The sequence below is a fragment of the Tsukamurella tyrosinosolvens genome (assembly GCF_900104775.1).
In the GTDB taxonomy this organism is placed as follows: Bacteria; Actinomycetota; Actinomycetes; order Mycobacteriales; family Mycobacteriaceae; genus Tsukamurella; species Tsukamurella tyrosinosolvens.
Genome location: NZ_FNSA01000003.1, coordinates 2,872,852 through 2,899,726, shown reverse-complemented (window position 1 = coordinate 2,899,726; position 26,875 = coordinate 2,872,852). Strand labels below are relative to the sequence as shown.

23 protein-coding genes are annotated in these 26,875 nt (G+C 72.0%); 9 read left to right on the top strand and 14 right to left on the bottom strand.

Going from position 1 to position 26,875, the window contains the following annotated elements:
• Nucleotides 1-67 precede the first annotated feature (67 nt).
• From BLW32_RS16375 to BLW32_RS16350, 6 genes are read left to right on the top strand one after another with little or no spacing between them, the layout of a single operon-like run.
• Nucleotides 68-499: a type II toxin-antitoxin system Rv0910 family toxin gene (locus BLW32_RS16375; RefSeq protein WP_068525767.1), complete on the top strand. Its 432-nt coding sequence runs from the start codon at nt 68-70 to the stop codon at nt 497-499.
• A 25-nt stretch (nt 500-524) separates the two neighbouring features.
• Nucleotides 525-1,331, top strand: coding sequence for an HAD family hydrolase (locus tag BLW32_RS16370; protein WP_082791563.1), 807 nt, complete (start codon nt 525-527; stop codon nt 1,329-1,331).
• Between the two features lie 31 nt (nt 1,332-1,362).
• On the top strand, nt 1,363-4,677 hold the full coding sequence (gene recC / locus BLW32_RS16365; RefSeq protein WP_068743017.1) for an exodeoxyribonuclease V subunit gamma: 3,315 nt from the start codon (nt 1,363-1,365) through the stop codon (nt 4,675-4,677).
• Nucleotides 4,677-8,030 carry a UvrD-helicase domain-containing protein gene (locus tag BLW32_RS16360; protein WP_082791562.1) on the top strand — a complete coding sequence of 1,118 codons (3,354 nt, stop codon included), beginning with the start codon at nt 4,677-4,679 and terminating at the stop codon, nt 8,028-8,030. The genes recC and BLW32_RS16360 overlap by 1 nt, the downstream gene beginning before the upstream one ends.
• Nucleotides 8,027-9,844, top strand: coding sequence for an exodeoxyribonuclease V subunit alpha (recD, locus tag BLW32_RS16355; RefSeq protein WP_068743015.1), 1,818 nt, complete (start codon nt 8,027-8,029; stop codon nt 9,842-9,844). The genes BLW32_RS16360 and recD overlap by 4 nt, the downstream gene beginning before the upstream one ends.
• Nucleotides 9,841-10,722, top strand: a complete 882-nt coding sequence (locus BLW32_RS16350) for a hypothetical protein (RefSeq protein ID WP_068743014.1) — start codon at nt 9,841-9,843, stop codon at nt 10,720-10,722. Before recD ends, BLW32_RS16350 begins: the two co-directional genes overlap by 4 nt.
• A gap of 20 nt (nt 10,723-10,742) precedes the next feature.
• Here BLW32_RS16350 and BLW32_RS16345 read toward each other — a convergent pair whose 3' ends face one another.
• Both BLW32_RS16345 and BLW32_RS16340 read right to left on the bottom strand, forming a co-directional pair.
• Entirely contained in the window at nt 10,743-11,786 is a 1,044-nt protein-coding gene (locus BLW32_RS16345) for a zinc-binding dehydrogenase (RefSeq protein WP_068525762.1), read from the bottom strand.
• 107 nt (nt 11,787-11,893) lie between these two features.
• Nucleotides 11,894-12,181: a YiaA/YiaB family inner membrane protein gene (locus BLW32_RS16340; RefSeq protein WP_068525761.1), complete on the bottom strand. Its 288-nt coding sequence runs from the start codon at nt 12,179-12,181 to the stop codon at nt 11,894-11,896.
• A 168-nt stretch (nt 12,182-12,349) separates the two neighbouring features.
• Between BLW32_RS16340 and BLW32_RS16335 the strand changes: the two genes are divergently transcribed.
• Nucleotides 12,350-13,900 (top strand): DUF4407 domain-containing protein, encoded by a 1,551-nt coding sequence (locus BLW32_RS16335; protein ID WP_068743013.1) that lies wholly within the window; start codon nt 12,350-12,352, stop codon nt 13,898-13,900.
• Here BLW32_RS16335 and BLW32_RS16330 read toward each other — a convergent pair.
• Together BLW32_RS16330 and BLW32_RS16325 are read right to left on the bottom strand one after the other, a co-directional pair.
• Complete coding sequence (locus BLW32_RS16330) at nt 13,841-14,257, bottom strand: MarR family winged helix-turn-helix transcriptional regulator (protein WP_068743012.1); 417 nt, start codon at nt 14,255-14,257, stop codon at nt 13,841-13,843. The two genes, BLW32_RS16335 and BLW32_RS16330, sit on opposite strands and share 60 nt — an antisense overlap.
• A complete protein-coding gene (locus BLW32_RS16325) occupies nt 14,247-15,623 on the bottom strand; it encodes an MFS transporter (RefSeq protein ID WP_068743011.1) in 1,377 nt (458 codons plus the stop codon). The genes BLW32_RS16330 and BLW32_RS16325 overlap by 11 nt, the downstream gene beginning before the upstream one ends.
• A 112-nt stretch (nt 15,624-15,735) precedes the next feature.
• Here BLW32_RS16325 and BLW32_RS16320 point away from each other — a divergent pair, with 112 nt between their 5' ends.
• Nucleotides 15,736-16,263 (top strand): NfeD family membrane protein, encoded by a 528-nt coding sequence (locus BLW32_RS16320; protein ID WP_170181029.1) that lies wholly within the window; start codon nt 15,736-15,738, stop codon nt 16,261-16,263.
• A 267-nt stretch (nt 16,264-16,530) separates the two neighbouring features.
• Here BLW32_RS16320 and BLW32_RS27780 read toward each other — a convergent pair whose 3' ends face one another.
• A complete protein-coding gene (locus tag BLW32_RS27780) occupies nt 16,531-16,722 on the bottom strand; it encodes a hypothetical protein (RefSeq protein ID WP_156486445.1) in 192 nt (63 codons plus the stop codon).
• Between the two features lie 108 nt (nt 16,723-16,830).
• Here BLW32_RS27780 and BLW32_RS16310 point away from each other — a divergent pair, with 108 nt between their 5' ends.
• Complete coding sequence (locus BLW32_RS16310; RefSeq protein ID WP_068743008.1) at nt 16,831-17,100, top strand: helix-turn-helix transcriptional regulator; 270 nt, start codon at nt 16,831-16,833, stop codon at nt 17,098-17,100.
• Between the two features lie 107 nt (nt 17,101-17,207).
• Here the strand turns inward: BLW32_RS16310 and BLW32_RS16305 are convergent, their stop codons facing one another.
• The 9 genes from BLW32_RS16305 to BLW32_RS16265 all read right to left on the bottom strand — a co-directional run bounded on the left by BLW32_RS16305 (nt 17,208) and on the right by BLW32_RS16265 (nt 26,654).
• Nucleotides 17,208-17,930, bottom strand: coding sequence for a hypothetical protein (locus tag BLW32_RS16305; protein ID WP_139286224.1), 723 nt, complete (start codon nt 17,928-17,930; stop codon nt 17,208-17,210).
• Complete coding sequence (locus BLW32_RS16300; protein ID WP_068743007.1) at nt 17,923-18,600, bottom strand: hypothetical protein; 678 nt, start codon at nt 18,598-18,600, stop codon at nt 17,923-17,925. Before BLW32_RS16300 ends, BLW32_RS16305 begins: the two co-directional genes overlap by 8 nt.
• Before the next feature lie 56 nt (nt 18,601-18,656).
• Nucleotides 18,657-18,947, bottom strand: coding sequence for a hypothetical protein (locus BLW32_RS16295; RefSeq protein WP_068743006.1), 291 nt, complete (start codon nt 18,945-18,947; stop codon nt 18,657-18,659).
• Nucleotides 18,948-19,063: 116 nt separating this feature from the next.
• Nucleotides 19,064-19,423 carry a hypothetical protein gene (locus BLW32_RS16290; protein WP_068743005.1) on the bottom strand — a complete coding sequence of 120 codons (360 nt, stop codon included), beginning with the start codon at nt 19,421-19,423 and terminating at the stop codon, nt 19,064-19,066.
• Nucleotides 19,424-19,486: 63 nt separating this feature from the next.
• Entirely contained in the window at nt 19,487-20,650 is a 1,164-nt protein-coding gene (locus BLW32_RS16285; protein WP_068743004.1) for a MinD/ParA family ATP-binding protein, read from the bottom strand.
• Between the two features lie 100 nt (nt 20,651-20,750).
• Nucleotides 20,751-23,273 (bottom strand): hypothetical protein, encoded by a 2,523-nt coding sequence (locus BLW32_RS16280; RefSeq protein WP_068743003.1) that lies wholly within the window; start codon nt 23,271-23,273, stop codon nt 20,751-20,753.
• A 2-nt stretch (nt 23,274-23,275) separates the two neighbouring features.
• The gene (locus BLW32_RS16275) at nt 23,276-25,942 is read right to left on the bottom strand and encodes an ATP-binding protein (RefSeq protein WP_068743002.1); all 2,667 of its coding nucleotides are present in this window, start codon (nt 25,940-25,942) and stop codon (nt 23,276-23,278) included.
• 30 nt (nt 25,943-25,972) lie between these two features.
• Nucleotides 25,973-26,281: a hypothetical protein gene (locus BLW32_RS16270; protein WP_068743001.1), complete on the bottom strand. Its 309-nt coding sequence runs from the start codon at nt 26,279-26,281 to the stop codon at nt 25,973-25,975.
• Nucleotides 26,282-26,354: 73 nt separating this feature from the next.
• Nucleotides 26,355-26,654 carry a hypothetical protein gene (locus tag BLW32_RS16265; protein ID WP_068743000.1) on the bottom strand — a complete coding sequence of 100 codons (300 nt, stop codon included), beginning with the start codon at nt 26,652-26,654 and terminating at the stop codon, nt 26,355-26,357.
• Between the last annotated feature and the right edge of the window lie 221 nt (nt 26,655-26,875).

Sequence of the window (26,875 nt, the reverse complement as noted above, 5' to 3'; positions counted from 1 at the left end):
CGCTCGCCCCGGCGGCCGCCGCGCCACAGGCTAAGTTCGACAGCAGCAACACGCGAAGGAGGATGACGTGGCGAAGGTCGAGAGCACCGTCGAGGTGGCGCTGCCCCCGGAGGAGGCCTGGGCGAAGGCGGCGGACCTGGAGACGCTGCCGCAGTGGGTGACCCTGCACGACGGCTGGCGCGGCCCCCTGCCGGAGCTGGCGAAGGGCGCGAAGATCGCGTGCGTGGTGAAGGTGAAGAACTTCCGCAATCGAGTCGACTGGACCATCACGTCCTACGACCCGCCGCGCACCCTGGTGCTCGACGGCAAGGGCGTCGCGGGCACGAAGTACAAGCTCACCGTGGCGATCGCGCCCAAGGGGAGCGGCTCGACGATCTCGCTGCGCGCCGACCTGGGCGGCGCGCCCCTGTTCGGTCCCATCGGCGCGACCGTCGCGCGGGCCCTCAAGGGCGACATCGCGGAGTCCCTCGCGACATACAAGCGCATGTACGAGCACTGACGGGCGGACACGGAAGGGCGGGCGCGTGGAACTCACGGATCTGGTCGGAGCCGCGGTCCGCGGCGGCCTGACCTGGGGTACCGGCACCGTCGCCCGGCTGCGCCGGCGCGCGGGTTTCGACGGTCCGCGGCCCTGCGACGGACTCATCCTCGACATCGACGACACGCTCGTCGACACCGACGCAGCCCTGCGCACCGCGGCCCGCGCGGCCGCTCTCGAGGTGTGGCCGACGTCGAACGCCACGGTCCGCGAGGGCTTCGCGGAGCTCTTCCTCTCCGACCCCGAGGGCGTCTTCGGGCGGTACACGGCCGGGGAACTGCGCTTCCACGAGATGCGCAAGGCGCGGATCGCCGTCGCCGCCGAGCGATCCGGCCTGCTGTGGGAGGCGCGCCGCTACCGCCGCTTCTGCAGCGGTTTCGATCCGGCCTTCGCCGCGGCGCAGCACCTCTTCTCGGACGCGATGCCCGCGGTCGAGGCCGCCGAGCGGTGGGGGATCGCCGTCGTCCTGCTCACCAACTCGTCCTCGCCGGCGACCCGGATGAAGCTGCAGGTCCTCGGTGTCTCGGACCGCTTCGAGCGGGTCGTCACCACGGATACCCTCGGCGTCGGCAAACCCGACCCCAGCGTCTTCCTGCACGCCTGCGAGCTCGCCGGCGTCGCCCCCGAGGCCTGCGTCGCGGTGGGCGACAACTACGCCAACGACGTGGCGGCCGCCCGGGACGCCGGGCTGCGGGGCCTGTGGCTCGATCGGTCCGGGCGGGGCGCCGGCGGGGAGCCGCCCACCATCCGCTCGCTGGCCGAGCTGCCCGCTGCGTTGACCCGGGCGGTCTGACCTGTCGGTGGCCCGTGTTAGAACTGCCCCCATGCTCACCGTGCACCGCTCCGAGCGCGGCGACGTCCTCCTGGACGCGCTCGCCGAGGTCCTCGCGGTGCCCGGCGCCGATCCGTTCGTCCCGGACCTGATCGCGGTCCCCGCGCGCGGGGTGGAGCGGTGGATCATCCAGGGGCTCGCGTCCCGGTTGGGAATCGCCGCGAACATCGATTTCCCCACGCCCGCGGCGCTCGTCGCCGATGCGGTGGGCGCCGCCTCGGGCATCGCGCCGGACGACGACCCGTGGCGCGGCGAACGCCTGGTGTGGCTCGTGCTCACCGCGATCGACGCGATGGCCTTCGAACCGGCCGGGGAGGTCCTGGCGCGGCACCTGGGCGTGTCCCGGCCGGGCGGCTGGGCCGAGCAGCCCGGCCACCGGCCGCGGCGCCGGTACCCGACGGCAGAACTGATCGCGGGCCTGCTCCGCTCGTACGGCGCGAACCGCCCCGGCATGCTCGCCGACTGGGCCGCGGGCAACGACACCGACGGCCTCGGCGGCGAGCTGTCGGAGGACCTGCGCTGGCAGGCCGAGCTGTTCCGCCGCGTCCGCGACCTCGCGGGGGTGCCCAGCCCCGCCGAGCGGCTCGCGGCCGCGTGCGCGCGGCTGCGGGACGAGCCCGGCCTCGTCGGGCTCCCGGGCAGGCTGTCCGTGTACGGCCCCACCCGGCTCCCGTCGGACCAGGTCGCCGTGCTCTCGGCGCTCGCCGCGGGGCGCGAGGTGCACCTGTGGCTCCCGCACCCGAGCCCCGCGCTGTGGGCGGCCCTGTCCGACGGTGCCGCCCCCGCCGGCCCGGTGCCCGCGCCCGTGCCCCGGACCGCGGCCGCGCCGGCGGCGAACCCGCTGCTCGCCTCGCTCGGGCGCGAGGCCCGCGAGCTGCAGCACCGCGTCGCGCCGCTGGCGGACGCCGACCTGCACCACCCCGCGCCCGCCCGTCCCGCGACGCTCCTGGGCGCGTTGCAGGCGTCGGTCGCCGAGGATGCGCCGCTCGTCGGGGAGCACGCGCCCGACGGCTCCGTCGAGTTCCACGCCTGCCACGGCCCGGCCCGCATGATCGAGGTGCTCCGCGAGCGGCTGGTGCGGCTGTTCGAGGACGACCCCACGCTGCAACCCCGCGACGTGCTCGTCACCTGCCCGGACATCGAGACCTACGCGCCGCTGATCCGCTCGGCGTTCGGGCAGGCCGTGTCCGGGACCGAGGGCGATTCGGCCGAACAGGTGCATCCGGCACAGCGGCTGCGGGTGCGTCTCGCGGACCGGGCGCTGCGGTTCACCAACCCGCTGCTCGACGCCCTGGTCACCGTGCTGGAGATCGCCGACGGCCGCGCGACCGTCGCGCAGGTGCTCGATCTCGCCGCCACCGAGCCGGTGCGCCGGCGGTACCGGTTCGGTGACAACGACATCGAGCGACTGCGGGCGTGGGCCGGGCCGTCGGGCGCGCGCTGGGGCCTCGACGCCGCGGGCCGCGAGCGCTACGGCCTCGGCGGATTCCCACAGAACACGCTCGCCACCGCCCTCGACCGCATCGTGCTGGGCGTCGTCGCCGACGAATCACCCGGGGAGTGGCTCGGCCTCGGGCTGCCGCTCGACGACGTGGACTCCACCGACATCGATCTCGTGGGGCGGTTCGCCGAGTTCCAGGCCGTGCTCACCCGGGCCGCCGCGGACAGCCGGGGCCGGCGGCCCGCCCGTGCCTGGGCCGAGTCCCTGCAGCGACTGGTCGGCGAGGTGGGAGCGGTCCCCGCCGCCGACTCCTGGCAGGTCACGCAGGCGGGGCGCGAGCTGACCGCGGCGCTGCGCGACGGCGCCGACCGTGATCTCACCCTCACCGAGGTCCGGGCGATGCTCGCCTCGCGGCTCTCGGCCAAGCCCACGCGCGCGAACTTCCGCACCGGCGAGCTGACGGTGTGCACGCTGGTGCCGATGCGCTCGGTGCCGCACCGCGTCGTCGTGCTGCTCGGATTGGACGACGAGGTCTTCCCGCGCTCCACCCGCTACTCGGGCGACGACGTGCTGGGCCGCACTCCCTGTGTGGGGGAGCGGGATCCGCGCGCCGAGGACCGCGAGCTCTTCCTCGACGCCGTGACCAGTGCGACGGACAGGCTGCTCGTCTTCTACACCGGCGCGGACCCGGTCAAGGGCACCCGGCGGCCGCCCGCGGTGCCGGCCTCGGAGCTGCGGGACGCGGCGCAGGCGCTGCTCGCGGACCCGGCCGCCGCGGGGCTGGAGTTCCGGCATCCGTTGCAGCCCTTCGACCCCGTCAACTTCGACCCCGCCGCGTTCGGCCGGGGCGCGCCCTTCTCCTTCGATCCCGCGGCGTACGCGGGCGCCGTCGCCGCCCTGGCGACGCCCGCCCCGCCCGCGCCCTTCCTGGCCGCGCCGTTGCCGGCCGCAGCGGTCGAGGACGTGGACCTCGACGCGCTGGTCCGGTTCTGCGAGCACCCCGTGAAGGCGTTCCTGCGGCAGCGTCTCGGGTTCACCGTCCCCGACGCCGACGAGGAGCTCGCGGAGGCGCTGACCATCGCGCCCGACGGCCTGCAGAAGTGGGACATCGGCGAGCGGATGCTCGCCTCCGCGCTCGCCGGAGTGCCTCCGGAGACGTTCGCGGCCGCCGAGGTGCGCCGCGGCACCCTCCCGCCCTTCGCGCTCGGCTCGGCCGTGCTGAGCGACATCGGCGCCACTGTCGCCGAACTGGCCCGCGTCGCCGGGCCGCTCATGACCGGCGCCGCGACCACCGTCGACATCGCGGTCGACATCGGGGATGGGCGCCGGCTCGTCGGCTCGGTGCCGGCGGTCCGGCCCGACGGGGTGGTCCGCGCCTCGTTCTCGCGGCTCGCCCCGAAGCACCGGGTCGCGGCGTGGATCGCCCTGCTGGCGCTCGCGGGCGCGGGGCACGACGGGGCCTCCGCCGTCGCGATCGGCCGGGCCCGGTTCCGCGGCGTGCTCACCTCGCGGCTGCGCGTGCCGCCGGACCCCGCCGCGGTGCTCCGCGAGCTCGTCGACCTGCGCGACCGCGGTCTGCGGGAGCCGCTGCCGCTGTTCCCGTCGGCCTCGGCGGTCTATGTCGAGCGCGGTGCGGCCGGCGCACCGGGGCAGCAGGCGCTCGACGCGGCGCGGGCCGAGTTCGAGGGGAGTTTCGGCGACGGGAAGGATCGGTCGATCAGGTATGCGCTGGGGGAGAACGCCTTCGAGGACGCGCTCATCCCGCCCACGGGCGACGAGGCGGAGTTCTCGCGCGCCGGTACGCGGTTCGGGGCGCTCGCCGCCCGGCTGTGGGTGCCGATCCTCGCCCACGAGGAGACGATCTGATGAGCGCGCGCGAATCCGTGTTGGGCGCGGTCCCGTTCGACCTCACCGGCCCGTTGCCCGCGGGGCCGACCACCACGGTCCTGGAGGCCAGCGCCGGTACCGGCAAGACCTACGCGATCGTCGGGCTGCTGGCCCGGTACGTCGCCGAGGGCGTCGCGGAGCTGGGGGAGATGCTGCTCATCACCTTCTCCCGGGCCGCGACGCAGGAGCTGCGCGAACGCGCGCGGGCCCGCCTGCTGTCCGTCGAGCGGGAGCTGCGCGACCCCGGCGCGGCCGCCGCATCGAGCGACGAGTTGGTCCGGCACCTCGCGAGCGGTGCGCCCGCCGAGGTCGCGGCGCGGCACCGACGGCTGGTCACCGCCCTGTCGGATTTCGATGCGGCGACGATCACCACCACCCACGGCTTCTGCCAGCGCATGCTGGACGCACTCGGCCTCGCCGGCGACCTGGAACCCGGCGCCGTCTTCGTCGAGGACGTCGACGACCTCGTCCAGGAGGTGGCCGAGGACGTCTACCTCGGGATGTTCGCCGGACGCGAGCGCGCGCCGTTCCCGCTGTCCGACGCGCTGATCTACGCGCGCACCGTCGTCGCGAACCCGCGGGCCGAGATCACCCCCGCCGACGCGGAATCCGGCTCGGAGACCGGGATGCGCGTCGAGTACGCGCGGGTCGTGCGCCGGGAGGTGGATCGCCGCAAGCGGATGGGCCGCCTGCGCGACTACGACGACCTGCAGGGGCTGCTGCGCGAGGCCCTCACCGACCGCGGGCACGGGCACCGTGCGTGCGCGCGGCTGCAGGCGCTGTACTCGGTGGTCCTGGTGGACGAGTTCCAGGACACCGACCCGGTGCAGTGGGACATCCTGCACGCGGCGTTCCACCGCTCCAGCACGCTCGTGCTGGTGGGGGACCCGAAGCAGGCGATCTACGCCTTCCGCGGCGCGGAGGTCTACAGCTACCTGAGCGCCGCGGAGGCCGCGGACCGGCACCAGGCGCTCACCGTCAACCACCGCTCCGACGCGCCGCTCGTCGACGCCTTGCAGCACCTCTACGGCGAGGTCGCGCTGGGGGACCCGCTCATCGTCGCGGGTGCCGTCGAGGCGCACCGCGCGACGTCGCGCCTGCCCGGGGGCGCGCCGCTGCGGCTACGGCACCTCGGCTCGAACGGCCTCGGCCCGAAGACCCAGTCGGGCACCCCGTACGTGCGGAACGTGCGCCCGGCCGTGCTCCGCGACGCCGCCGCCGACATCACCCGCACGCTCACGGCGGGAGAACAGCTGGAGACCGAGCCCGGCGAGAGCCGCGCGCTTCGCCCCGGCGACGTCGCGGTGCTGGTCCGCAAGAACGCCCACGTCGCGGAGTTGCAGTCGCTGCTGCAGGAGTACGGCGTGCCCGCCGTCGCCGCGGGCGGCGCCAGCGTCTTCACGACGGCCGCCGCCGTCGACTGGCTGCGCGTCCTGCAGTCCCTGGAGAACCCCGGCCGCAGCGACCGCGCCCGGCTCGCCGCGCTCACGCCGCTGTTCGAGTTCACCGCTCGCGACCTCGACGAGCGCGGCGACGAGCTGGTCTCCGCGATCAGCGGCCGGCTGCGCACCCTCGCCGGGGTCTTCGCCCGGTCGGGCTTCGCGGCGATGTTCGACGCCCTCGCCACCCGCTCCCGGTTCGACGAGCGGCTACTCGCCCGCGTCGGCGGCGAGCGGATGCTCACCGACCTGCGGCACGTCGCCGAACTCGTGCAGCACGCCACCGTCACGCTCGGCCTCGGCCTCGCCGCCGCCACCCGGTGGCTGGCCGACCGCATCGCCGACCCGGGCCTCGGCGGCACCGCCGACCCCGCGCGGCGCCTCGCCACCGACACCGCCGCCGTCCAGCTCATGACCGTGCACGCGAGCAAGGGCCTGCAGTTCCCGGTGGTCTACCTGCCCTTCGGCTGGGACGACGGCTCCTTCGGCGGCAAGAAGACCTTCGTCTTCCACGACGAGAAGGGCGATCGCCACATCGACGTGGACGGCGAGTACGCGCCCGGGTACGCCGATCGGTACGCCCTCTCGCAGAAGGAAGCGGCCGGCGAGGAGCTGCGCCTGCTCTACGTCGGCGCGACCCGCGCGCAGTCCCGTCTCGTCCTGTGGTGGGCGCCCGGCACCACCACCCGCAGCTCGCCGCTGCACCGCCTCCTGTTCACCGACGTGGGCGGCGGCCGGATACCCGCCGCTCAGGCGCCGATCCCACGCGACGCCGACGTGGGACCGAGGCTGCGGGAATGGGCGGCGCCCGTCGCGGCGGCGGTGTCGATCGAGGAGGTCGACCTCGCCGCGCCGAAGCCGGAGCCGTGGCGGCCCGAGGACCGCACCTACCCGGCGCTCGAGCTCGGCCGCACCGGCCGCCGCATCGATCCCACGTGGCGGCGCACCAGCTACTCCGCGCTCGTCGCCGACGCCGCCCACGGGCCGGCGGACGCCGCGCCCGACACCGGCAGCGAGCCGGAGGAGCCCGTCACCGACGACGAGCCGACCGATGAGCCGATGGACGCCCCCGCCGCGGCCGCCGGGGCACCGTCGTCCCTGATGAACGGGCTGTCGGGCGGCGCGGTCTTCGGCACCCTCGTCCACGAGATCCTCGAGCACGTCGACACCGGCGCCCCCGACCTCGCGGCGGAGGTGCTCGCCCGCTGCCGCGAGGCGGCCGAGTTCGGCGCCACCCCGGACGATCCCGCCGAGGTGGCCGCGGCGCTCGTCGCCGTGCTGCACACGCCGCTCGGGACGGGCGACCTCGCGCACCTCACCCTCGCCGAGGTCGCCCCCGGCGACCACCTCGCCGAGCTGGACTTCGAGCTGCCGCTCGCGGAGAACGACGACGCCCGCGCCGCGACTCTCGCCGCGATCGCGGACCTGCTCGACGAGCATCTGCCCGCGGACGATCCGCTGGCGCCGTACGCCGAGCGGCTGCGCGAGGTGCCCGGCGCCGCGCTGCGCGGCTACCTCACGGGCAGCATCGACTCGGTGCTGCGCGTCGCGACCCCGGACGGCCCGCGGTTCACCGTGGTCGACTACAAGACCAACCGGCTCGCGCGCGGCGACCTGACGACCGCCGACTACACCGCCGAGGCGATGGCGCGGGAGATGATCTCGTCGCACTACGTGCTGCAGGCGCTGCTGTACTCGGTGGCGTTGCACCGCTTCCTCTCCTGGCGGGTGCCCGGCTACGCGCCGCAGACCCACCTCGGCGTGGTGCAGTACCACTTCGTCCGCGCCATGATCGGGCCCGAGAGCCCGCCCGGCGCCGGCGTCTTCGAGTGGCATCCGCCGGCGGCGCTCGTCGTCGCGGTCTCCGACGCGCTGGCGGGAGGTGCGCGATGACCACGACGGAGCCGACGCTGCTGGAGACCTTCGCCGAGGCCGGGGTCCTCGGCCCCGCCGACGTCCACGTCGCGACCACGCTCGGCCGGCTCGGCGGCGAGGCGGACGAGGCCGTGCTCCTCGCGGCGGCGCTCGCCACCCGCGCCGTGCGCCTGGGGTCGGTGTGCCTGGAGCTCTCGCGCCTGCGGGACGTCGCGGTCGACGGCGAGGGCGGCGTCGACGTGGCCGCCCTGCCCTGGCCCGAGGACACCGCCGTGCTCGACGGACTGCGGCGCAGCCCGCTCGTGGTGGGCGCCGCGTCCGGCCCGCTCCGGCCCCTGCGACTCGTGGGTGACGAGCTGCTCTACCTCGACCGATACCACCGGCAGGAGGAGACGGTCCGCGCGATCCTCGACGCCCGCGCCGGCGCCGCGCCCGGCGTGGACGCCGCCCGGCTGCGCGAGGGACTGCTCGCGCGGTTCCCCGAGCCCGGTCCCGACCGGCAGCGGCTCGCCGCCGCGGCGTCGGTCCTGGGCCAGACCACCGTGCTCGCCGGTGGCCCCGGCACCGGCAAGACGTACACCGTGGCCCGGATCCTGGCACTCCTCTTCGACCAGCACGGCCCGGACCTGCGGGTCGGCCTCGCCGCGCCCACCGGCCGCGCGGCGGCGCAGCTCGCGGGCGAGGTCCGCGCGCAGGGCACCACGCTCGGCCTCCCGCGGGAGATCCCGGCCCAGACGATCCACCGCATGCTCGGCTTCAAGCCCGGTAACGCCAGCCGGTTCCGGCACGACGCCGCCAACCACCTGCCCTACGACGTGGTCGTCGTCGACGAGACCTCGATGGTCTCGCTGACCATCATGTGCCGCCTGCTCGAGGCGCTGCGCCCCGAGGCGCGGCTCATCCTCGTCGGCGACCCCGACCAGCTCGCCTCCGTCGACGCGGGCGCGGTCCTCGGCGACCTGGTCGCTCGCGGCGTGACGACGGCACCGTCGCCCGAGCTCGAGGCGCTGCTCGCGGACGAGACCGGCCGGCCGGGCGGCGACGAGGAGGGCATCGACCCCGCCGAGCTCGCCGACGCCCGCCGCGGCGTGGTGCGGCTGCGGCGCGGCCGCCGCTTCACCGGCGCGCTCGGCGAGCTGGCGGACGCCGTGCGCCGCGGCGACGCCGACCGCGTCGTCGAACTGGCCCGCGCCGGCGGTGACGGCGCCATCGAGTGGTGCGAGCCCGACGATCTCGCCGGCCTGCGTGCGGACGTGGAGCGGGCGAGCGCGGTCACCGTCGGTGCGGCGCAGCGCGGGATCGCCACCGAGGCCGCCACCGGCGTACAGCTGCACCGGGTGCTGTGCGCGCATTCGGAGGGGCCGTCGGGCGTGACCCGATGGGCGCAGCTCGCCGAGGAGTGGGCGGGCGTCCGCGGCGGCGGATCCGGTTGGTACGCCGGGCAACCGCTGCTCGTGACCGCCAACGACTACGACACCAAGGTCTACAACGGCGACGTCGGCGTCGTCATCGCGCACGACGGCGACCCGGCGGACCTGCGGGCGGCGTTCGCCCGCGGCGGCGACGTCGCGCTGCTGTACCCGAACCAACTGGTCGCGGTGCGCACCGTCTACGCCATGACGATCCACCGCAGCCAGGGCAGCCAGTACGAAGCCGTGTCCGTGGTGATCCCGCCCGCCGACTCGCGGCTCCTCACCCGCGAGCTGCTGTACACGGCCATCACCCGCGCCCGGCAGCGCGTGCGGCTCGTCGGCGGCGAGGAGGCCCTGCGGGCCGGCGTCGAGCGGCAGGTGTTGCGGGCGAGCGGCCTCCGGGGAGACGCTGGGGTATGACCGAACGCAGGCGCGTCCTGATCCAGGGCGCCGGCGCGGTATCCGCCGCGGCCGGCGCACTCCTCGCGGGCACCGGCGCCGAGGTTCGGGCCGCGTCCCGCCGCGACGACGTGATCCTCACCGCCGTCGACCCCCGCGGCGTGACGGCGCACGTGCCGGTGGTGCGGTACACGGACATCGAGCCCGGCACCGTCGACCTGCTGATCCTGACCTCCGCGCCGGGCGACCTGGACGAGGCGGTCGCCGCCGCGCTCGCCGCCGCCCGGCCCACCGCGGTCGGGGTGACGAGCCCCGTGATCGGCGACGCGGCCGTCGCGGAGCGGATGTTCGCCGGCGCCGAGATCGCGACCCTCGCCCCGGGACTGCTGTCCTTCGCCACCTCGCGCGGCACCGAGACCCGCGCCGAGTTCTGGGTGCCCCCGCTCGCGCCCGCCTTCGCCGCCGTCGCCGTCGAGGGCTCCGCCCGCGACCTGCCGCGCCGGCTCGCCGCGCAGTACCCGAAGGTCATCGGGCGCGCGCCGGCCCGGAGCGTCGCCGCCGTGGGTGCTGCGATGGTGCCGTACGCGGCCGAGCTGGCGATCGTCGGCGGGGACTGGCCCACGTTCCTGCGGCGGCTCAAGCGCCCGGGCCGGGCGATGGCGGAAGCGATGCGCGTCGACGTGGGCCTGCCGGCGCTCGCGCCGCCGCCGATCGTGGTCCGCGCCGTCCTGCGGCGGCTCAGCCGGAGCGTGCCCTTCGACTTCCCGAAGTTCGCGGGCAACCATTTCGTCCGGCACGCCGGGCAGAGCCTGCGCATCCTCGACGCCTGGCGCGCCATGACCCCGCGCGCGACCCCCGCGTTGGACTCGCTCCGCGAGGATCTCGCCGCGGTCCTGTAGCGGGCGTCGTGCAGCGCGCGTCAGGGCTGGACGAGCAGCCGGATCGGGTTGCCCTCGTGGCGCTCCAGACGTTCGATGCCGGCCGCGATGTCCTCCAGCGGCACGATCCCGCTGATCGACCGGGACAGGTCGAGCCGGCCGAGCGAGACGAGGGTCGCCAGGGTCTCGATGTCGACGTTCTTGTAGCCGAGGTGGCCGAGCACCTGCTTCTTGGTCAGGCCCAGCATCGTCGTGGACCCGACGGTCGGTTCCTGATCGCTCATCCCGACGGAGACCAGCCTTCCGCCGACGGTGAGGTGGCTGAGCGCCTGCTCGAACGTCGCCTTGAGGCCCACGGCGTCGAAGGCGACGTCGAGGCCCCGGCCGCCGGTGACCTCCGCGATCTTCGCGCCGAGCTGCTCGTCCCGGGAGTCGAAGGCGTGGTCGGCGCCGACGTCGAGGGCGCGCTCGAGCACCTCGGGATTGATGTCGACCGCGACGATCGGCGCCGCGCCGACGAGTCTCGCCAGCTGCACGACGTGGGTGCCGACCCCGCCGAGGCCCCACACGCCGACGGACTCCCCGACGCCGACCTTTCCGGTCCGCACCACGGCGCCGTACGGCGTCGAGACCGCGTCGGCGAGGATCGCCGCCTGCTCGAGCGGGACGTTGTCCGGGACGCGCGTCAGGCCGGCCGCCTGGGCGACGGTGTACTCGGCCCACGCCCCGTCGTAGGCGAACGCCATGATCTGGATCTGCGTGCAGTCGGCGAAGTTCCCGCGGCGGCAGTTCGGGCAGGTCGTGCACGGGCGGCCGGCGGCGACGATCACCCGGTCGCCCTCGGCCCACCCGGTGACGCCGGGGCCCACCTTCGCGATGGTCCCCGACGCCTCGTGCCCCTGCGTCACCTCCGGGAGCATCGCCGGGAACGTGCCGTTGATCAGGCTGAGGTCCGAGTGGCAGATCCCGCAGAAGGCGACCTTCACCAGCACCTCGCCGGGGCCGGGTTCGGGGATCGGCACGTCCTCGACGGTGATGGTCTTCGTCTCGGCGTGGAACCGCTGCGCGCGCATCGTCGGTGTCATGCGTCCATCATCGCGCGGATTCAGCCCGCGAACACCGGCGTGGCGAAGACGAACAGGGCATGGGTGCCCAGGTGTCCAGGTTGTCGGAATCCTTGCAGGTGGGAGGGCTAGGCGGCGCGCAGCGGGTCGTGTTCGGCCATGAGCTTGTCGATCCGGGCCTCGTCGACGCGGACGCGGACGCTGTTCGCCTCCTGCTGGTCACGGATGACCTTCGCGAGGTTGAAGGTGCTCGTGATGAGGAACAGGGCCCCGACGAGCAGGAAGCCCCGCTGCCACGTGTCGATGGGCAGGTAGAAGGCACCGACGAGCAGGCTGCCGGACGAGACGGCGAACGCGATCGCGGACTGGACGAAGAAGGCGGCGGTCGGCTTGGGCGCCGGCGTGATCGTGGTCATGGGCCCAGCGTGCCGCGCAGAAGGGCCGTGCGGATGCGTAGAACTACCCGTTCGCCCCGAGTAGTTCGCGCTGTGAAAGCCGCCACACGATTGGGCGCGACGCCCGACGGGCTGCGATTCTCATCTGAGAGAAGATCGGCGGAACTCTATCGCGGCGAAGGAGGCGGCATGACGACGGTCCTGGTACTCGCGGTGCTCGCGCTCCTGATCGGCGGCGCCATCAGCTTTGCCGTCGCCACCCCCGGCCGCCGCGCCGCGCTACCGAGCCGGTTCGTCGTCGTTGTCCTCGTAGGCCTCGTCGTCGGCGAGCTCGTGTCGATGCTCGCGCTGAACGGCGCGGTCGAGGACCGGCTGCGCGCGGACGCCGACAGCGCCGCGGCCTCGGCGCCCGCGGTGCGCGCCGCGCAGGCCGAGCTCGACGCCGCCCGCGCCGACCGGGCGGCCCTCGACACCGCGGTCGCCGAGGCCTCCGCCCGCCGTGACCAGGCGCTCGTCGTGGCCCGTTGCGAGTACCGGCCGAGCGCCGCCTGCCCGCAGACGTCGATCACGGGCGTCCCCGGTCGGGGCCCGGAGGCCCGCACCGCGAACGAGCGGCTCGCCTCGGCGCAGACCGACCTGGACCGCGCGACCGCCGCCCGGGCGAAGGACGCGCCGAGCCGCGACGCCCGCGTCGCGACGGCGCGCGGCGAGGTCGCCGTCGCCCGGGAGGGCGCCACCGCGGCGGCCGACGACGGCGTCGGCGCGCGCTGGGTCGCGCTGAACGGCGTGACGGCGCGTTCGCTGCCGGCCGCCGCGCTTCGGATCGCCGTCGACCTGGTCTGCGTGGTGCTCGCGCTGCTCCCGCTGCTCCTGCGCCTGTGGCGGGGCGAGACGGTCCGCGACATCCGGCGCCGGCGGGACCTGGAGAGCGAGCGGCTGGCCTCCGCCGCGCAGCTCGCGATCGAGCGTCGTGACCACCAGCGCCGCGTCGAGCTCGCGCTCGCCGACGACCGGCCCACGGAGCTGCTGCCCGCCGTCGGTGGTGCGGCGGCCGGAGCCGCGGCACTGGAGGCCGCCGGCTTCGAGCCCGTCGCGGTGACCGCGCGGCGCTACCGACAGGAGATCCCCGCAGTGAATGACGACTTCCTGCCCATCGCCGCCGCCGCGGAGGCCGCCAGCCTGCGCGCCCCCGGCCAGCCCCCGGCCGACGAGACGCCGACCGGGCCGTTGCCCGTCGCCGGCGCGGCCGAGGAGGCCCCCGAGCCCGCAGACCGGATCAGCGAGGAGACCGCCGTGAGTGACGAGAGCAATCTGCCCGCCCGGGTCGCCGAGGCGGCCCCCGCGGTCCCGGCCCGCGAGGTCGAGCGCAAGCCCAACCCGTTCGTGCCGCCCGTGCTCGACGACGCCGCGCGCACGCTCGCCGGCTTCGTCCGGCCGCTGATGCCGCCCATCGTGGCGCGCGTCCTGCCCGGCGGTGGCGGCGGGACCCGCACCGTGCAGCAGTCCTACGAGGAGGTCGAGGAGGTCACCTTCGCGATGCGCCGCACGCGCAAGGTGGTGGTCGGCACGGTCGAGCAGAGCGTGCCGGCACCGCCGGCCGACGGTGCCGCGGCGCCGTCCGGCTCGCCCCGCCCGTCCGCCGAGGAGCCGCTCGACGTGGCGCACGAACCCGTCGACGCGCTACCCGTCCAGGGAGCGCGCCAGCTCGGCCAGCCGGGCGAGCTCCGCCGGGGGCAGTGACCGGACCGCGGCGGGCGCCGGGTCCTCGACGGACGCCATCGCGTCGACGACGGCGCGCCCCGCGGCGGTGATGGTGACGACCTTCGCCCGCCGGTCCTCGGGGGAGACGGTGCGCTCGACGTGCCCGCGCGCCTGCAGGTCGTTGACGGAGACGGTGGCAGCGGGGGCGTCCATGTCGGCGAGCGCGGCCAGCTCCTTGAGGGTGAGCGGCCCGTAGCGCTCCAATCGCTTGAGGACGCGCAGCCGGCTGAACGGCAGGCCGGTGCGTTCGACGACGGCCCGCCGCCAGTCCGAGCGGCTGTCGATGACGGCGCGCACGAGCAGGCTCCACACCTCGTCCGGGGTCTCAGCGGGCATCGGCCGGCTCCTTCGACGCGAGCAGCGGGGCGATCCGGGCGCGAGAGCGCTCGGCGCGGGCGCCCGTCGACACGACGGCGAGCGCCACGACGACCAGCGCGAAGCCGGCGACGGCCCACCACAGCCCGGCGCCGGCGATGAGCCCGGAGAGCGCGACGCCGAGGCTGACGCCCAGTTGGCGACTCGTGCTGGCGACGGCGGCTGCGGCGCCCGCCCGGTCCAGCGGCATCCCGCTCACCGCGGAGTTCGTGATCGGGGCGTTCACCAGGCCGAAACCGACGCCGAAGACCGCGAAGACGATCCCCAACTCCGGGAGGGGCGTGTCCGCGTCGACCGTGGTCAGCGCGAGCGCGGCGCCCGTCATCAGCAGGCCCGCGCCGAGCAGCGACGGGCGGGGGCCGAACCGCGCCACGAGCCGCCCGGACACGGGGGAGGCGACGAGCACCGACAACGCCATCGGGAGGAACATCAGGCCGGTCTGCACCGCCGAGAAGTGCCGCGTGCCCTGCAGGTACAGCGACATCGTGAAGAGGAAGGCGCCGAAGCCCGCGAACGCCGCCACCGCGGTGAGGGTCGCCGCGGCGAACGGGATGCTGCGGAAGAACCGCAGGTCGATGAACGGCGACGGGTGCCGGCGCTCGTGCGCGAGGAAGGCCGCGAGCGCCGCGGCGGTCAGCACGAGGATCAGCGGCGCGCGCTCGATGAGGCCGAACACCGCGGTGAACATGACCGCGATCGCCAGCACCTGGCCGAGCGGATCGATGCTGCGGGGCACGGCGGCCTTGGACTCGGGCACCACGGCGTAGGTGAGCCCGAGCGCGACGGCGCAGATCGGCAGGTTGACCCAGAACACCGACGGCCAGCCGAGGCTGTCGATGAGGACGCCGCCGACGAGCGGGCCGACCGCCGTCGAGACCCCGACGACCGCGCCCCACAGTCCGATCGCCCGGGCGCGCTCCGCGGGCTGGGTGAAGACCGCGGTGACGATCGAGAGCGCCACCGGGGTGAGCATGGACCCGCCGACGGCCTGGATCCCGCGCGCGGCGATCAGCACGTCGACGGTCGGCGCCAGGCTGCAGAGCAGGGAGCCCGCCGCGAAGACGGTGAGCCCGATCCGGAAGACGCGCCGCCGCCCGAAGCGGTCCGCCGTCGCGCCGGACAGGACGAGCAGGCTCGCGAGGGTGAGCGTGTAGATGTCGACGACCCACTGCAGGTGGGTGATCGAGGCGTCCATCTGCCGGCCGATCTGGGGGAGCGCGACATTGACGATGGTCACGTCCATCGAGGAGATCAGCAGGCTGAGGCTGCACGCGACGAGGACGAGCGCGCGGCGTCGTGGCCCGAGCCCCGAAACGGTTGTGGGCATACAAGGATTATATGTTCACAACTAATAAGATGGAAGTGTCGTTTCCGCGTACGCCTCGTACGCAATGTTTGCTATACTGCAAATAGGAGATCCGAGCGCAGAGGAGGCGCCCGTGGTTACCGCTTTCGCAGTCTGTGCCGTTGTCGGGGTCCTGGTCCTGATCGCGTCACTGCTCTTGGGGGACTTCGAGATCGGGGGAGTCGAGATCGGCAGCGCCGATGCCGGCCTGCCCTGGCTCAGTGCCCCCGCACTGGCCGCCGCCGTCGGCGTCTTCGGCGTGGTCGGCTGGCCCCTGTCGGCCGGGACGTCCCTGTCGGAGCCCGTCGTCGTGGGTGCAGCAGCCGCCTCCGGCGTCGCCGCGTACGGCCTGCTCATGCTGGTGCTCCGCGCGATGCGGCGGGCGCAGACCGGCACCGTCGCGGGCCTCCGGGCCGCGGTCGGCACCATCGGCGAGCTCAGCATGGAGATCCCGGTCGGCGGCTGGGGGCGGGTGAGCTACGTCGACTCGGAATCGGTGCGCGCCACCACGACCGCGGTGCTGGTCGACGCCGGCGCCTCGGCGCCCGGCGGCCAGCAGGTGCTGATCGTCGACGTGGACGGGGACCGCCTGGTGGTGCAGCCGCTCGAGACTCAGGCCTGATCACAAGCGCCGGGCTGCGCGCCCGGCAGAGGGAGGGAATCAATGACCGTATCGATCCTGATCGCGGCAGGTGCCGCGGTGATCGTGATCCTGCTCGCCCTGTGGATCTTCTTCCACAACTACATCAAGTCCTATTCACGTTAATCCTCGTGCTTTCGAGAGGTTTGCACGCATCTGAACTGGGAATATGTGAGTCTCCGTGATCTGCGAGCGTCCCCGATAGTGTCAACCGTGTGTCATATCCGGTGTCCCAAGAGTCGCGGGGCGTCACGCCCAGTCGAGCTCGATCGCGACGGTCGGCGACCGGAACTGGAGGCCGAGCCGGCGTACGCCGCCGGCGACGCGCGCGGCGACGTAACGCTCGGAGATCGTCAGCGGAATGCCGAGTCCGGCGGCGCGGCTGATCGCCTCGCGGGCGACGGCTGTCGGGTCGTCGTACGTGCCGGAGTGTCGGACCACGCCATCGACGATGAGTCGGTAGGTGAAGGGCAACAGTCAGGACTCCCAGTCGCGACGGAGGCGCTGTCCCCGCCGCGATGGCACGGTGCGCTGTCGTAGCCTTGCCGAATGGAGTTCGGCACCGTGACACGCATCGGCCGCAGCGTCCGCGGCTGGAGCCAGGGCGAGCTCGCGGCTGCAGTGACCGCCGCGAACGGTCGACAGATGAGCCGGCCGACGGTCACCAAACTCGAGCTCGGCAGCCGCGAGCCGAGGCTCCCGGACGCGATCGTGATCGCCGATCTCCTCGGCTTCTCGCTGGATGTCTTGAAGCCCGGCTTCAGGGGTGCAGTCGACTTCGCGGCCCCAGACGGCACGGTGGTCCGAGCCGCGGAGTGATCGCGGTGCGAGCAATGCACGCCGTGCACGCAATGCACGCGCGTCGAAGAACACCATGCCGTCCATGCTCCGCGATCGGGCGTCCTGTCACGGACGACGGCGCGGGCCTATCCGCTGAGGAGATGAAGCGCGCGCAGCCCGCGTTCCCGGAGCTCCGAGTACGGCCTCCAGGCGGGGTGCCGCTCGTCGAGTGCGTCACGCAGGGACCGCACACGCGCGCGGTCGGACCCGGCGAGCTGTGCCGCCAGCGTGCGCGGGTCGTCGATGGTGCACGCGATCAACGCCGCGTCCTCGAGGTGGCGCTCGCTCTCGCGGCTGTCGCCCCGGTACGCGGCCCCCTTCAGTGCGAGCGCACCGAGCGCGTTCGGGACCCGCAGCGCGATGGGCTCCTGGCCCGCGATCTGGACCCGGCAGTCGACCGCCTTGTTGAGTGCGGACGTGCCGGCGGGGACCTGGAAGACGAGCCGCCCTTGCACGCGAGGAACGCGGCGGCCGTCGATCCGGTCAGCGACCATCAGGTCGATGCGGTCCGTTCCGCGAAGGAACTTGTGCGCGCCGCCGTCACCGACAGGCGGCTCGAACGCGAATCCGAGCGACTCGATCCGGTCGCGCACCGCGTTGAAGCTCGCCCCGCCGGTGCCGATCGCGACCACCACGTCGACATCGCTCGTGGGGCGCGGCACCGCGATGCCGGCCCGGGCCGCGTGTAGATGCACCATCAGGCCGCCGACCAGCATCCAGTCGGCGGGATCGAGCTCGCGAGACAGCTCGGCCAAGAGCGGCCACGGTCGGTCTGCGTCCGGCACGTCGATGTTCCAGGTATCAGACACGTCGGAGCGCCTCCTCGAGTGCGCGCAGCCCGGCGCTGCGTTCGCGAGTCGCGGACGACTCTGCCAGGTCGACGGCGACGAGTATGGGGCCCGCGGCCGCCTCGATCCAGCGCTTGTCGTCGACGACCAGCAGGGTGTGATCGGGGCGTGAGGACGCGTACAGGTCGAGCTCGTCGATCACAGCTTCGCGGTCGGAGCTGGCGCAGTAGCCGCGCCAATCCCCGGCGCCGGCCGCGAGGCCGAAGAGGGCCGCCGTGTGCTCGTCGCGGAGGGCGTACCCCGCAGTCGGAACGACCAGCGCGCTCGGGCCGGTCGGGCCGGCGTAGCGCTCGACGTTCGCGCGGCGGCGGAGCTTGAAGACCAGGGTCTCGGCGTCGACGCGGGGGAGATGCGCGCGGAGCCGACGGTCCTGGACGGTGGAGAGCCAGTCCGGTTCACCGCCGGCGAGCAGCGTGATGGCCGCCCAGGCTCGGGCAGCGGTCCACGGTCGCCCGCTACGCCCTGTCGAGGCGCTTGCGCGCTCGAGGTGATCGACCGAGCGCGCGTCGATCAGTACGCTGCCGCCCACGCGTCGGGTCTCGATCAAGTCTCCGGCGGCCAGCAGGGCGCGCACCCGGCGCGGGGTTACGCCCAGGCGGTCCGCGGCTTCGGTGGAGGTGAACTCGTCCATGACAGAAGTATACCGACTTCGGCATAGTTTTGTCGCAGGCTCTTCTGCGGATACCCTCAGGCGAGAGTTCGGGACGCGGCGTCGATCTCGGCTTCCTCGCGCGTGGCGATGCCGTAGTGGCCCGATCCGAGAGTGAAGCGGTTCTCGGTTACCTGCCAGACGATCAAGTGCGTACTGAACTCGCCACGGATGCTGGTGAGCGCGATGCCGGCGGGGTAGGTGCCGAACTCGGTCGATCCGGGCTCGACGCGGCTGATGGCAAGCACCTTGATGCCGTCGATGAAAGAGGGAGCCTGGGCTTGGAACTCCGACTCGGAGACGATGCGGGGGTCGCTGATTTCGCGCATGCCCGCAGTGTCCCTGAGTCGGGCCCTGCGGCCGAGCCCCGGCGCGGTGCTCAGAATGCGGCACGGCCCCTGCCTCGGTGGAGACAGGGGCCGTGCCGGGGAGGGGAGCTGGTAGCTCAGTCCTCGCTCTTCTCGCGGGTGACGGGGATCTTGCCGAAGCCCTTCGGGTTCAGGCGCTTCGCCGTGGAGTGGCCGAGCTCGATGAGCTCGTCGCGCGCGTTGTTGAACTCGATCGCGGCCTCGTTGGCTTCGGTCGCGAGGCGGCCGGTCTCGGCGTCGATCTCCGCCTGAAGGGCAGCGATCCGATCGGCGCCGGCGAGCTGCGCGGCCTCGAGGTCGGCGGCGGCCGACGAGTGGAAGTCCTTGAGCTCTCCGAGCTTCTGCAGGCCCTCCTTGAGCGCCCGGACGTCCTCGTCCTCGTCGAAGTCCGAGGCAGCGCTCCCCTGGGGGGCGTTGTCGATGTGGGTGTCGGTCATGGTCAGTGATCCTCTCGTGGTGGGCGCTCTCGCCCGGATGGCGGGAGCTCGGTGGTGGGGCGTCTAGTCGATCGACATGCGGGAGAGCACCTCGGCGGCGGCGGTCAGGTAGCGCCGGCGAGTGGCCTCCTGGAGCATGTCCCGGTAGATCGGTCCGTCCTCGGCGATGTGCCGGTCGTAGGGGACGTGGATCACCGGTGCGTCGCCGTGCTCGGTCTTGATCCGGTCGCGCTCAGCGGTCCCGTCGACGAAGCTCTTGCCCAGCCGCGCGGTGGTGAGGACGACTGCGGACTTGCGGACCAGGTCCGGGTACTTGCCAGGGGCACGGCGGATGATGTCCGCCGCCTCGTCCAGCTGTGCGATCGAGCGCGGGGTCATCTCAGCGACGAAGACGAGCTGGTCGGCGAGCTCGAGCCCGGCGTAGAAGGTCGCCGAGTCATGGTTGCCGCCTGCGTCGATGAGGATGATGTTGGCGCCGTACTTGTAGCGCAGAAGGTGGTGTGACCGTCGCAGGCTCGGCACGTCCAGGAAGGGCGAGTGGTCGTCGGGCGAGGACCCGAGGACGAACAGTCCGGACTGCGAGGTCATCAGGTAGCTGCCGACGTCCTCGGGGGTCGTGATTTCCTTGTCGGCCGCGAGCGAGAACACCGAGCGTGGAGCAGCATCGTTGGCCGGCACGATCCGTGAGGTGAGATCCCCGGTCGGATCGATGGACATCGCCACCACCTTGGAGCCGCGACGATGCGTGACGAGCGTGTCCCCGAGTCCGACGGTCGTCGCGGTCTTCGTGGCCGAGCCCTTGCCGGAGATGATCATGATCGTCTTGGTCGAGCGCAGGTTCCGCTGAACCTGCGAGACGCGCCGGTCGTAGTCGAGCTCGTCGTCGCCCTTGCTGAAGCTGAATCCGTAGCGGTTCAGCTTCGCCTGCCACCCCATCTTGGGGCGCTCGGCGCTGACGCCGACACGGCCGACTCGCGGCGCCGGCGCCGAGTTGCGTTCGGGTGCGGTGTTCTGGGCTCCGTTGTCCGTCGGGACGAACTGCTGCTGGTGCTGTGCCGGAGGCTGGTTCGAGGGCATCGGGGGCGGAGCGGCGAATCCGTGCTCCGGCGGCGCGTTCGGCGGGCGGTGCGGCGCCTGGGGCGCCGCGGCGAACGCCTCGGCGGGGGCGCCGTACTTCGCGGCGACCCGCTGGAGTGCTTCCGGGTCGATGCCGTTGGAGGGGTCCATGTCCTGTCCTTCGTACGGGTGAGTGTGGGGCGGCTGGCTCATGTCGCGGGGAGCGTGGCAGGGATTCGAATAGAACTTCGACCGCGGCGCGGTCTCCGAATCAGTACGGATCGCCGAATCCGATGGGGCCGCGGCGCTCGACCCGGTGATCGGGATCCGAGGTGAGCCGCACACCGATCCGGAGGTCGTCCGGCGAGATGTGCAGCTGCGTGGGAGCACCGGCGGCTGCGAAGGTGAGCGCGACCTCCTCCAGGTCAGCTGCGAGCTGGTCGCTGGCGAGCTCGTCCTCCATCGGCGCGTGGAACCCTGCCGGGTGCTCGTTGACGCCCGGCTCGAGACCGGACGGCGAGGCCGCCGGGCCTGCGGCGCGCTCGTCGGCGGACGAGCTGCTGCTCGTCGCCGCGGGGCGGAGGTTGCGGCGGTTCCAGTTCCGCTGATCGTTGCCGGGGCCGTCGACTCCTTCGCCGGTGTCGTCGCCCGCGGGCTGCGAGCCGGCAGAGGCGGCGCCGGTGGTCGTCGCCGAGAACACGATGCCCGGCCCGATCGCGACCTCGGGCACCGCGTATGGCGTCGGCGTCTCGTCCACTGCCGAGGAGGAGGAGATGTCGAAGACGCGCAGCGGGGATCGGCAGAGTCCGCCGCGGATGGGGCCGTGGGCACCCGAGACGAATGAGGCGCCAACCGCTGCCGCCGCCTCGTTGAGCGCGGGGTCGGCGAAGACGTTTCCGGCGACGTTCGCGGCCGGCGGCGCCGCGGCCGCGTGGCGGCCGCCCGCGGTCGACTCCGAACCGAGAAGCGCTCCGGTTGCCGAAGGTGCGTCACCGATGGTCGGTTCCGGGACGGCCGGCGCGGCCGGATCAGGAGCGGGGGGAAGCGCGTAGCGCTCCGCTGTCGGCAGCGGGCGCGGATCTTCAGGCACGATGTCGACGAAGTCGGCGTCGATGATGTCGTCCTCGGCGTGAGCGGGTGCGCCGACGGCACTCGACGCCGGTGCGTACGCGCTGGGCGCCGTGTAGTAGCCGTAGACGTCGACGTTGAAGACGGTGTTCGACGCCTGGTTGCGGTTGTCGTTGCGCGCCCCGATCGAGCCGGCGTAGACGCTCTGCCACAGGCGAGTAGCGGGGATCGAGGTGGGAGTGGTCAGCGGCGCCTCGGCCAGCGTGACGATCGGCGGAGCAACGGTGCTCGTCGCGGTCTCGGCCTCCGTCACCGCTGGCTTCATCAGCTGCGTGACGGCCTCGTTCTCTTCGACGGGTGCGCTCACGGCGGAGTCCTTCTTGCTCTTCGAGGCCGGCACTCCGGCGGTGTCACCGGCGGATGAGGTGTCCGCCTCGGGGTTGGCGGCGAGCCACTTCTCCGCGTTCGATCCGGCGTTGTAGCCGTCCTTCGCGAAGGGATTGAAGCCGCGGGACCGGAGGTTCTTCCAGCTGAACCGTCCGGTGTCGATTCCGAGCGTCTTGTTGAGCGTGTCGTTGACGTCCGCCTTGAGGAGGCGGGTGAGGATGCTGGTGCGTCGGGTGATGAAGTACAGCGCGCCGGTGCTGGCGGCGAAGCCGATTCCGAGCGAGACCAACGAGAGCCAGGTCCGCACGGAGGCATACTCCGAAGAGCCGACGAGCTCGGTGACGAGAGATTGCACGGCGTTCGCCACGAGCGCAGGCAGCGCGACGGTCAGCATCGACACGACCATGACCATGAACATGTGCGAGAGCGCCGCGGCGCCGACGGCGGCCAGGCGCTCGAAGCCGCGGCGCTTGTGCAGGCTCACGGCGGCGACCCAGGGGAGAGCGATGGTGCACATTGCGGAGGTCGTCAGGTGTGCCGCGTACTTCCAGATGGCGACGCCGGCGAAGGCCAGCATCGGGATCGCGGGGAACGGGTTGAGCAGGATCGCGGACAGAAGCGTGTCGGGGCCGGCGTCGTTGTCGCCCTTGTTGAAGCAGCCGCTCTCGGGCGTCAGCTCGGTTCCTGAAGCCTGAGCTTGCGACCACGCGTTCTTGCATGCATCGGTGAATTCGCCCGAGTAGGTCAGGGCGATCGTGGGGTCGCGCATCGTCTGATCCGCGAGTGCCTGACCAGCGCTCACCGTGTCGTTCGCTGAGCCGCCGATGACGGCGTTGGAGGAATCGATCGCGAGGCTGTTGGCGGTTTCCAGAAGCGTGGTCAGCAGCAGGAAGGGGTTGTTCGTGAGGAAGACGACCAACGCGAGGATAACGAAGGCGGCTGCGAGCCGGTCCCGCTCGTTGACGTCGTTGGCCTTGAAGCCCGACAGGGACGTTGCCCGCCCGGCCTTCGCGTGATTGGACCAGAGCCGGAAGCCGAGGTAGCCGAAGGTGATGCAGCCGATCAGCCACGGCGGGACTATCGAGAAGAACGGCGCGGTGATCTTCGTGTAGAGGTCGCTGAGCGAGTTGAGGAACGAAGCCGACGACAGAACGATCCCCAGCAAGTTGTTCGCGATGACCAGCATCGTCTTGGCCGCCATGTAGGGAAGAGACGCGAACATACCCCACACCCACGAGTCGGTGTTGTTGTAGATCGCGCCAGCGAAGTCGAGACGGTACCGCGAGACACGCGCGCCGCCGGAGTCCGTGACGTTGAAGATGTCGAGGAAGCCCGCCATCGCTACGCGGCCTCCCGCTCGGGAGCGCTCCGAAGGTCGCTTTCGCGGAGCATGTTCGACGCGGTCGTATCGCTGAAGCGCGCGAGCTTGCTCGAGAGGATCGGCAGGTACTGCACGCGGACGATGTTGTTGTTGCCGTCGTTCCACCAGCCCTCGCCGTGGCGGCCGGCGCGGACGAGGTTGTCGTTGTCGGGATCCGGCGGGCTCGTCTTGGTCACCATCACGTCGACGATGGCGTCGAGGATCGGCAGTCCGACGTGGCGAAGCGCTGCGATCGCGTTCTGCTTGGTGCGCTGGCGGAGTGCGCCGATGCGCTCGATCATCGTGTAGTTGTGATCGAAGTCCTCCGCGTGCTGGGAGCCGGCGACGACCAGGTTGCGGTCCTTGCGGCCGGTGCGGTCGAAGTTCCGGATGAGCAGCTCGAGCACGTCCTCGTTGCCCTTGAGGAAGCTGATCTCGTCCGCCAGGAAGACGCAGGTACTGCGGATCACCTCGAAGCGGTACGCCGTGATGCGGGCGATCGACCCGTAGGCTGCGGCGGCCCACTTGTTGATGTCGGATCCACCGTTCTCCTTGTCGCCGCGGTAGACCGGCAGATCCTGGGTTCGGAAGACCGTCGCGTACGGGTTGTCGCCGATCTCCATGCGCCGTGCGAGATCGTTCAGGTCGTCGAACGGAGGCAGTCCCTTGTCGTTGTCGTCCTTCGGCACCGGATCGATGAACGCCGCGGTGAAGTGGAGCGCGGCCCAGTGGTCGAAGTGCAGCAGCAGTGTTTGTGCCGCGGCGTCGCCGGAGTTGCGCAGGTACTCCATGAGCCGGCGCGTGCTGGTGATGCCGCGCGGTTCACGGAACGCGGGGCGCAGGATCTGCGCGAAGTACGAGGCTTCCACGGACTTCGTATCGAGCTCGAACAGGGGGAGGTAGTGCGCCAGCATCACGGTCTCGGCGGCGGGGCTGGGGAGGCACTTGAGCGGGTCCATCACGCGCCGGTCGCCGGTGGAGGTCTCGCCAGACGCCGCGTTGACGACCTGGGTGCGCGCGAGGGGGCGGCAGTACACGGCCCACTCTCCGTGCTTCGAGTGATCGATGATCGAGGCGTAGCGGTTGAGCGCGACGATCCACATCAGGATCAGCTTCATCGCATGGCTCTTGCCGCCACCCTGCGCGCCGGTGAAGGCGATGGACGCGTTGCCTCGATCGGTGGCGTTGATGAGGTTGACGAGGATGATCTGCCCGTTCGCGTTCTCCTTGTTGATCGCGATCGGGACGCCGGTCTGGTCGCCGGCAAAGCTCCGGCGGAGCGGGATCGCGCCGGAGAACCAGTGAGCGGTGGTGGTCTGCAGGAGATCGTCGCCGAGACCGGTACGGCTCGATCCGGGCATCATCATCGTCCACAGCTCCTTCTGCCCACCGACGGGCAGGATCGGGACGAAGCCGTTGGAGCGGAAACGCTGAGTCAGCGCGGACAGTCGAGACTGGAGATGGTCGAGATTCTTGTGGCCGAAGGCGAAGATCGCGGTGACCTGCATCCCGCGACGTGAGCTGTCGGCCTTGACCGCCGCGTGGAAGTCGCGGAGCTCGTCGCGGCGCTCGACGTAGCTGAACGCCTCGAACTCGTCGGCGGCGTTGGCCATGCCCTCGGAGACGAGGTTCTTGTCCGTCGATGAGAAGGTGCCGGTGTCGACCAGGCTCTGGTCGAAGCGCAGCCGGAGTGTGAAGTCGGCGTCGACGCCGATCGCCTGATCGACGATGTAGGTGAAGCTCGACACCTGATCCGACCAATCGGACGGGTACCGGGCGATGGCCATGCAGGACTGGTAGGAGACCGGACCGTCGGGCATCTCGGCTGTACGCTTGCCCGGCTGCGAGATCGCCATGATCTTGCCGTTAGACAAGGTCCGGAAGCGCTTGAAGAACGCTCGCCGCTTGTCCACCTTGTGCAGCGACTTGACGTAGCCGCGGCCCTCACGGACGTCTTCGAGGAACTTCGAGTACAGCGCGGTCGACTCTGCTGCTTCGTCGAACGCGACCTCGGGATAGGACTTCTCGGAGGGCTTGGCCGATCCGGGTACCAGCTTCGGCTTGGTGGGAACGGTGAGTCCACGAGTCGTAGCGCGGTCGAATGCCCAGTCGACGGCGTTCGGTGTCGTGCGGACCGGTCGGAACTCCGAGGGGATCGAGGTGAAGCAGGCCTTCTCGAAGTCTCCGAGGTTCGTCAGGTCCAGGCCCTCGTGCGGATCCACATCGACGACCGACGAGACGAGGCGGTCTTTGGCCCCGGCGCCCTTGTTGTGCGCGACCGCGACCCAGTAGATGCGATCGAACTCGACGAACTCGCCGGTCTGCATCCGCTGGAAGAACTCGTTGAGCAGCTGTCCCAGGAACTTGTGGTGCTCGGGATCCCAGTCCGGGATGCTCGCGGTGATCCGATCCATGATCTCCATCGGGTCCGTGCGAGCACGGAACCCGGTGAACATGATGTCGTCGCTCGGAAGGTCGGAGAGCGCCGTGTACAGCATCTCGTGCGACGTCTGGGCTGCGCCCGCCTGCTCTGCGCGGTAGGCGTTGATGTTGATCCCAGTGAGGAAGTAGTTGCACCACACCGTGCCGTCCTCGGCCGCGATGATGTTGCCCTTGCGCCACGAGAGCGGCGGAACGTGGGTACCCATTCGAAGAGTTCTCCTTCTACGCCGCGGGGTCTAGCCGCGCTGCTTGAAGTTGGTGGTGTGACGAGAGCGCAGTCCGCGACGCAGAAGCTTGAGCTGCGTCGTCTCGGAGAGGGTTCCGGTCGGTTCGAGACGCGAGAGCAAGGTTGCGTAGAGCGTCACGACGACGAGTCCGACGAAGACGACGACAACCGCGAGCAGGACGTGGATCTGAACGAGCAGAACCGCTGACGCGAGCAGCGCGAGGATCGCGATCGAAGCTCGCGGCCCGAAGATGACGCCGCCCAGCTTCCACTCGACGCGGACCTTCGCGATCGAGTTCCAGACTCGGTAGGGCAGCATCAGCGGCCCGTCTCTGCCGGCTCGGAGACGTGCTCCGCGTGCGGGCTCGTGAAGGTGAACATCGGTGCGCCGATCACCCGATGCCGAAGTTCTGGAGGAGGCTGGTGCCGTAGTTGGCGAACCAGATGATGCCGCCGAGGAACATCTCGATCACGATCACGCCGAAGGCGACTTCGCGGACCTCGGCGATGCCGTTGGCGCCGGCCGCGGCCTTCTTGCGCCAGGCCTGGAAGCCGTAGTACGCGCCGAAGCCGACGACGAGGAGCATGAGGATGGCGAGCGTCCAGTTGACCGCACGCAGCGCGATGCCGTCGCTCGTCGGGTCGCTGATGTCGGCGAGCTGGATGACCGTTTCGAGGGTCTGGGTGTACATGGGCACCTTCCGAGGGCCGGGCGCGTGATGGGGTGGCTCACGCGTGGGTAGGCAGTTCGGCGGAAGGGTGGATCAACAGGGCCGTTTCCCACGAAGGCGACACGGTTTCGAAAGACGCTCGGATGTTCGTCGAACGTGTCGTCTACGTGCGCGCACACGCGCGAGAACGCACGTTCGAAAATACTCCAAGCCCGGCTCCAACCGTGACTCAATCCACGGCT

Bases quoted from the DNA above. Each gene is read 5' to 3' on its own strand.
- BLW32_RS16310 (WP_068743008.1), top strand. From the start codon at position 16,831: ATGGAGTTCGGCACCGTGACACGCATCGGCCGCAGCGTCCGCGGCTGG.
- BLW32_RS16360 (WP_082791562.1), top strand. From the start codon at position 4,677: ATGAGCGCGCGCGAATCCGTGTTGGGCGCGGTCCCGTTCGACCTCACC.
- BLW32_RS16325 (WP_068743011.1), bottom strand. From the start codon at position 15,623: ATGCCCACAACCGTTTCGGGGCTCGGGCCACGACGCCGCGCGCTCGTC.
- BLW32_RS16330 (WP_068743012.1), bottom strand. From the start codon at position 14,257: ATGCCCGCTGAGACCCCGGACGAGGTGTGGAGCCTGCTCGTGCGCGCC.
- BLW32_RS16265 (WP_068743000.1), bottom strand. From the start codon at position 26,654: ATGTACACCCAGACCCTCGAAACGGTCATCCAGCTCGCCGACATCAGC.
- BLW32_RS16295 (WP_068743006.1), bottom strand. From the start codon at position 18,947: ATGCGCGAAATCAGCGACCCCCGCATCGTCTCCGAGTCGGAGTTCCAA.
- BLW32_RS16345 (WP_068525762.1), bottom strand. From the start codon at position 11,786: ATGACACCGACGATGCGCGCGCAGCGGTTCCACGCCGAGACGAAGACC.
- BLW32_RS16290 (WP_068743005.1), bottom strand. From the start codon at position 19,423: ATGACCGACACCCACATCGACAACGCCCCCCAGGGGAGCGCTGCCTCG.
- BLW32_RS16285 (WP_068743004.1), bottom strand. From the start codon at position 20,650: ATGGACCCCTCCAACGGCATCGACCCGGAAGCACTCCAGCGGGTCGCC.
- BLW32_RS16275 (WP_068743002.1), bottom strand. From the start codon at position 25,942: ATGGGTACCCACGTTCCGCCGCTCTCGTGGCGCAAGGGCAACATCATC.
- recC (WP_068743017.1), top strand. From the start codon at position 1,363: ATGCTCACCGTGCACCGCTCCGAGCGCGGCGACGTCCTCCTGGACGCG.
- recD (WP_068743015.1), top strand. From the start codon at position 8,027: ATGACCACGACGGAGCCGACGCTGCTGGAGACCTTCGCCGAGGCCGGG.
- BLW32_RS16340 (WP_068525761.1), bottom strand. From the start codon at position 12,181: ATGACCACGATCACGCCGGCGCCCAAGCCGACCGCCGCCTTCTTCGTC.
- BLW32_RS16270 (WP_068743001.1), bottom strand. From the start codon at position 26,281: ATGCTGCCCTACCGAGTCTGGAACTCGATCGCGAAGGTCCGCGTCGAG.
- BLW32_RS16300 (WP_068743007.1), bottom strand. From the start codon at position 18,600: ATGGACGAGTTCACCTCCACCGAAGCCGCGGACCGCCTGGGCGTAACC.
- BLW32_RS16350 (WP_068743014.1), top strand. From the start codon at position 9,841: ATGACCGAACGCAGGCGCGTCCTGATCCAGGGCGCCGGCGCGGTATCC.
- BLW32_RS16280 (WP_068743003.1), bottom strand. From the start codon at position 23,273: ATGGCGGGCTTCCTCGACATCTTCAACGTCACGGACTCCGGCGGCGCG.
- BLW32_RS16335 (WP_068743013.1), top strand. From the start codon at position 12,350: ATGACGACGGTCCTGGTACTCGCGGTGCTCGCGCTCCTGATCGGCGGC.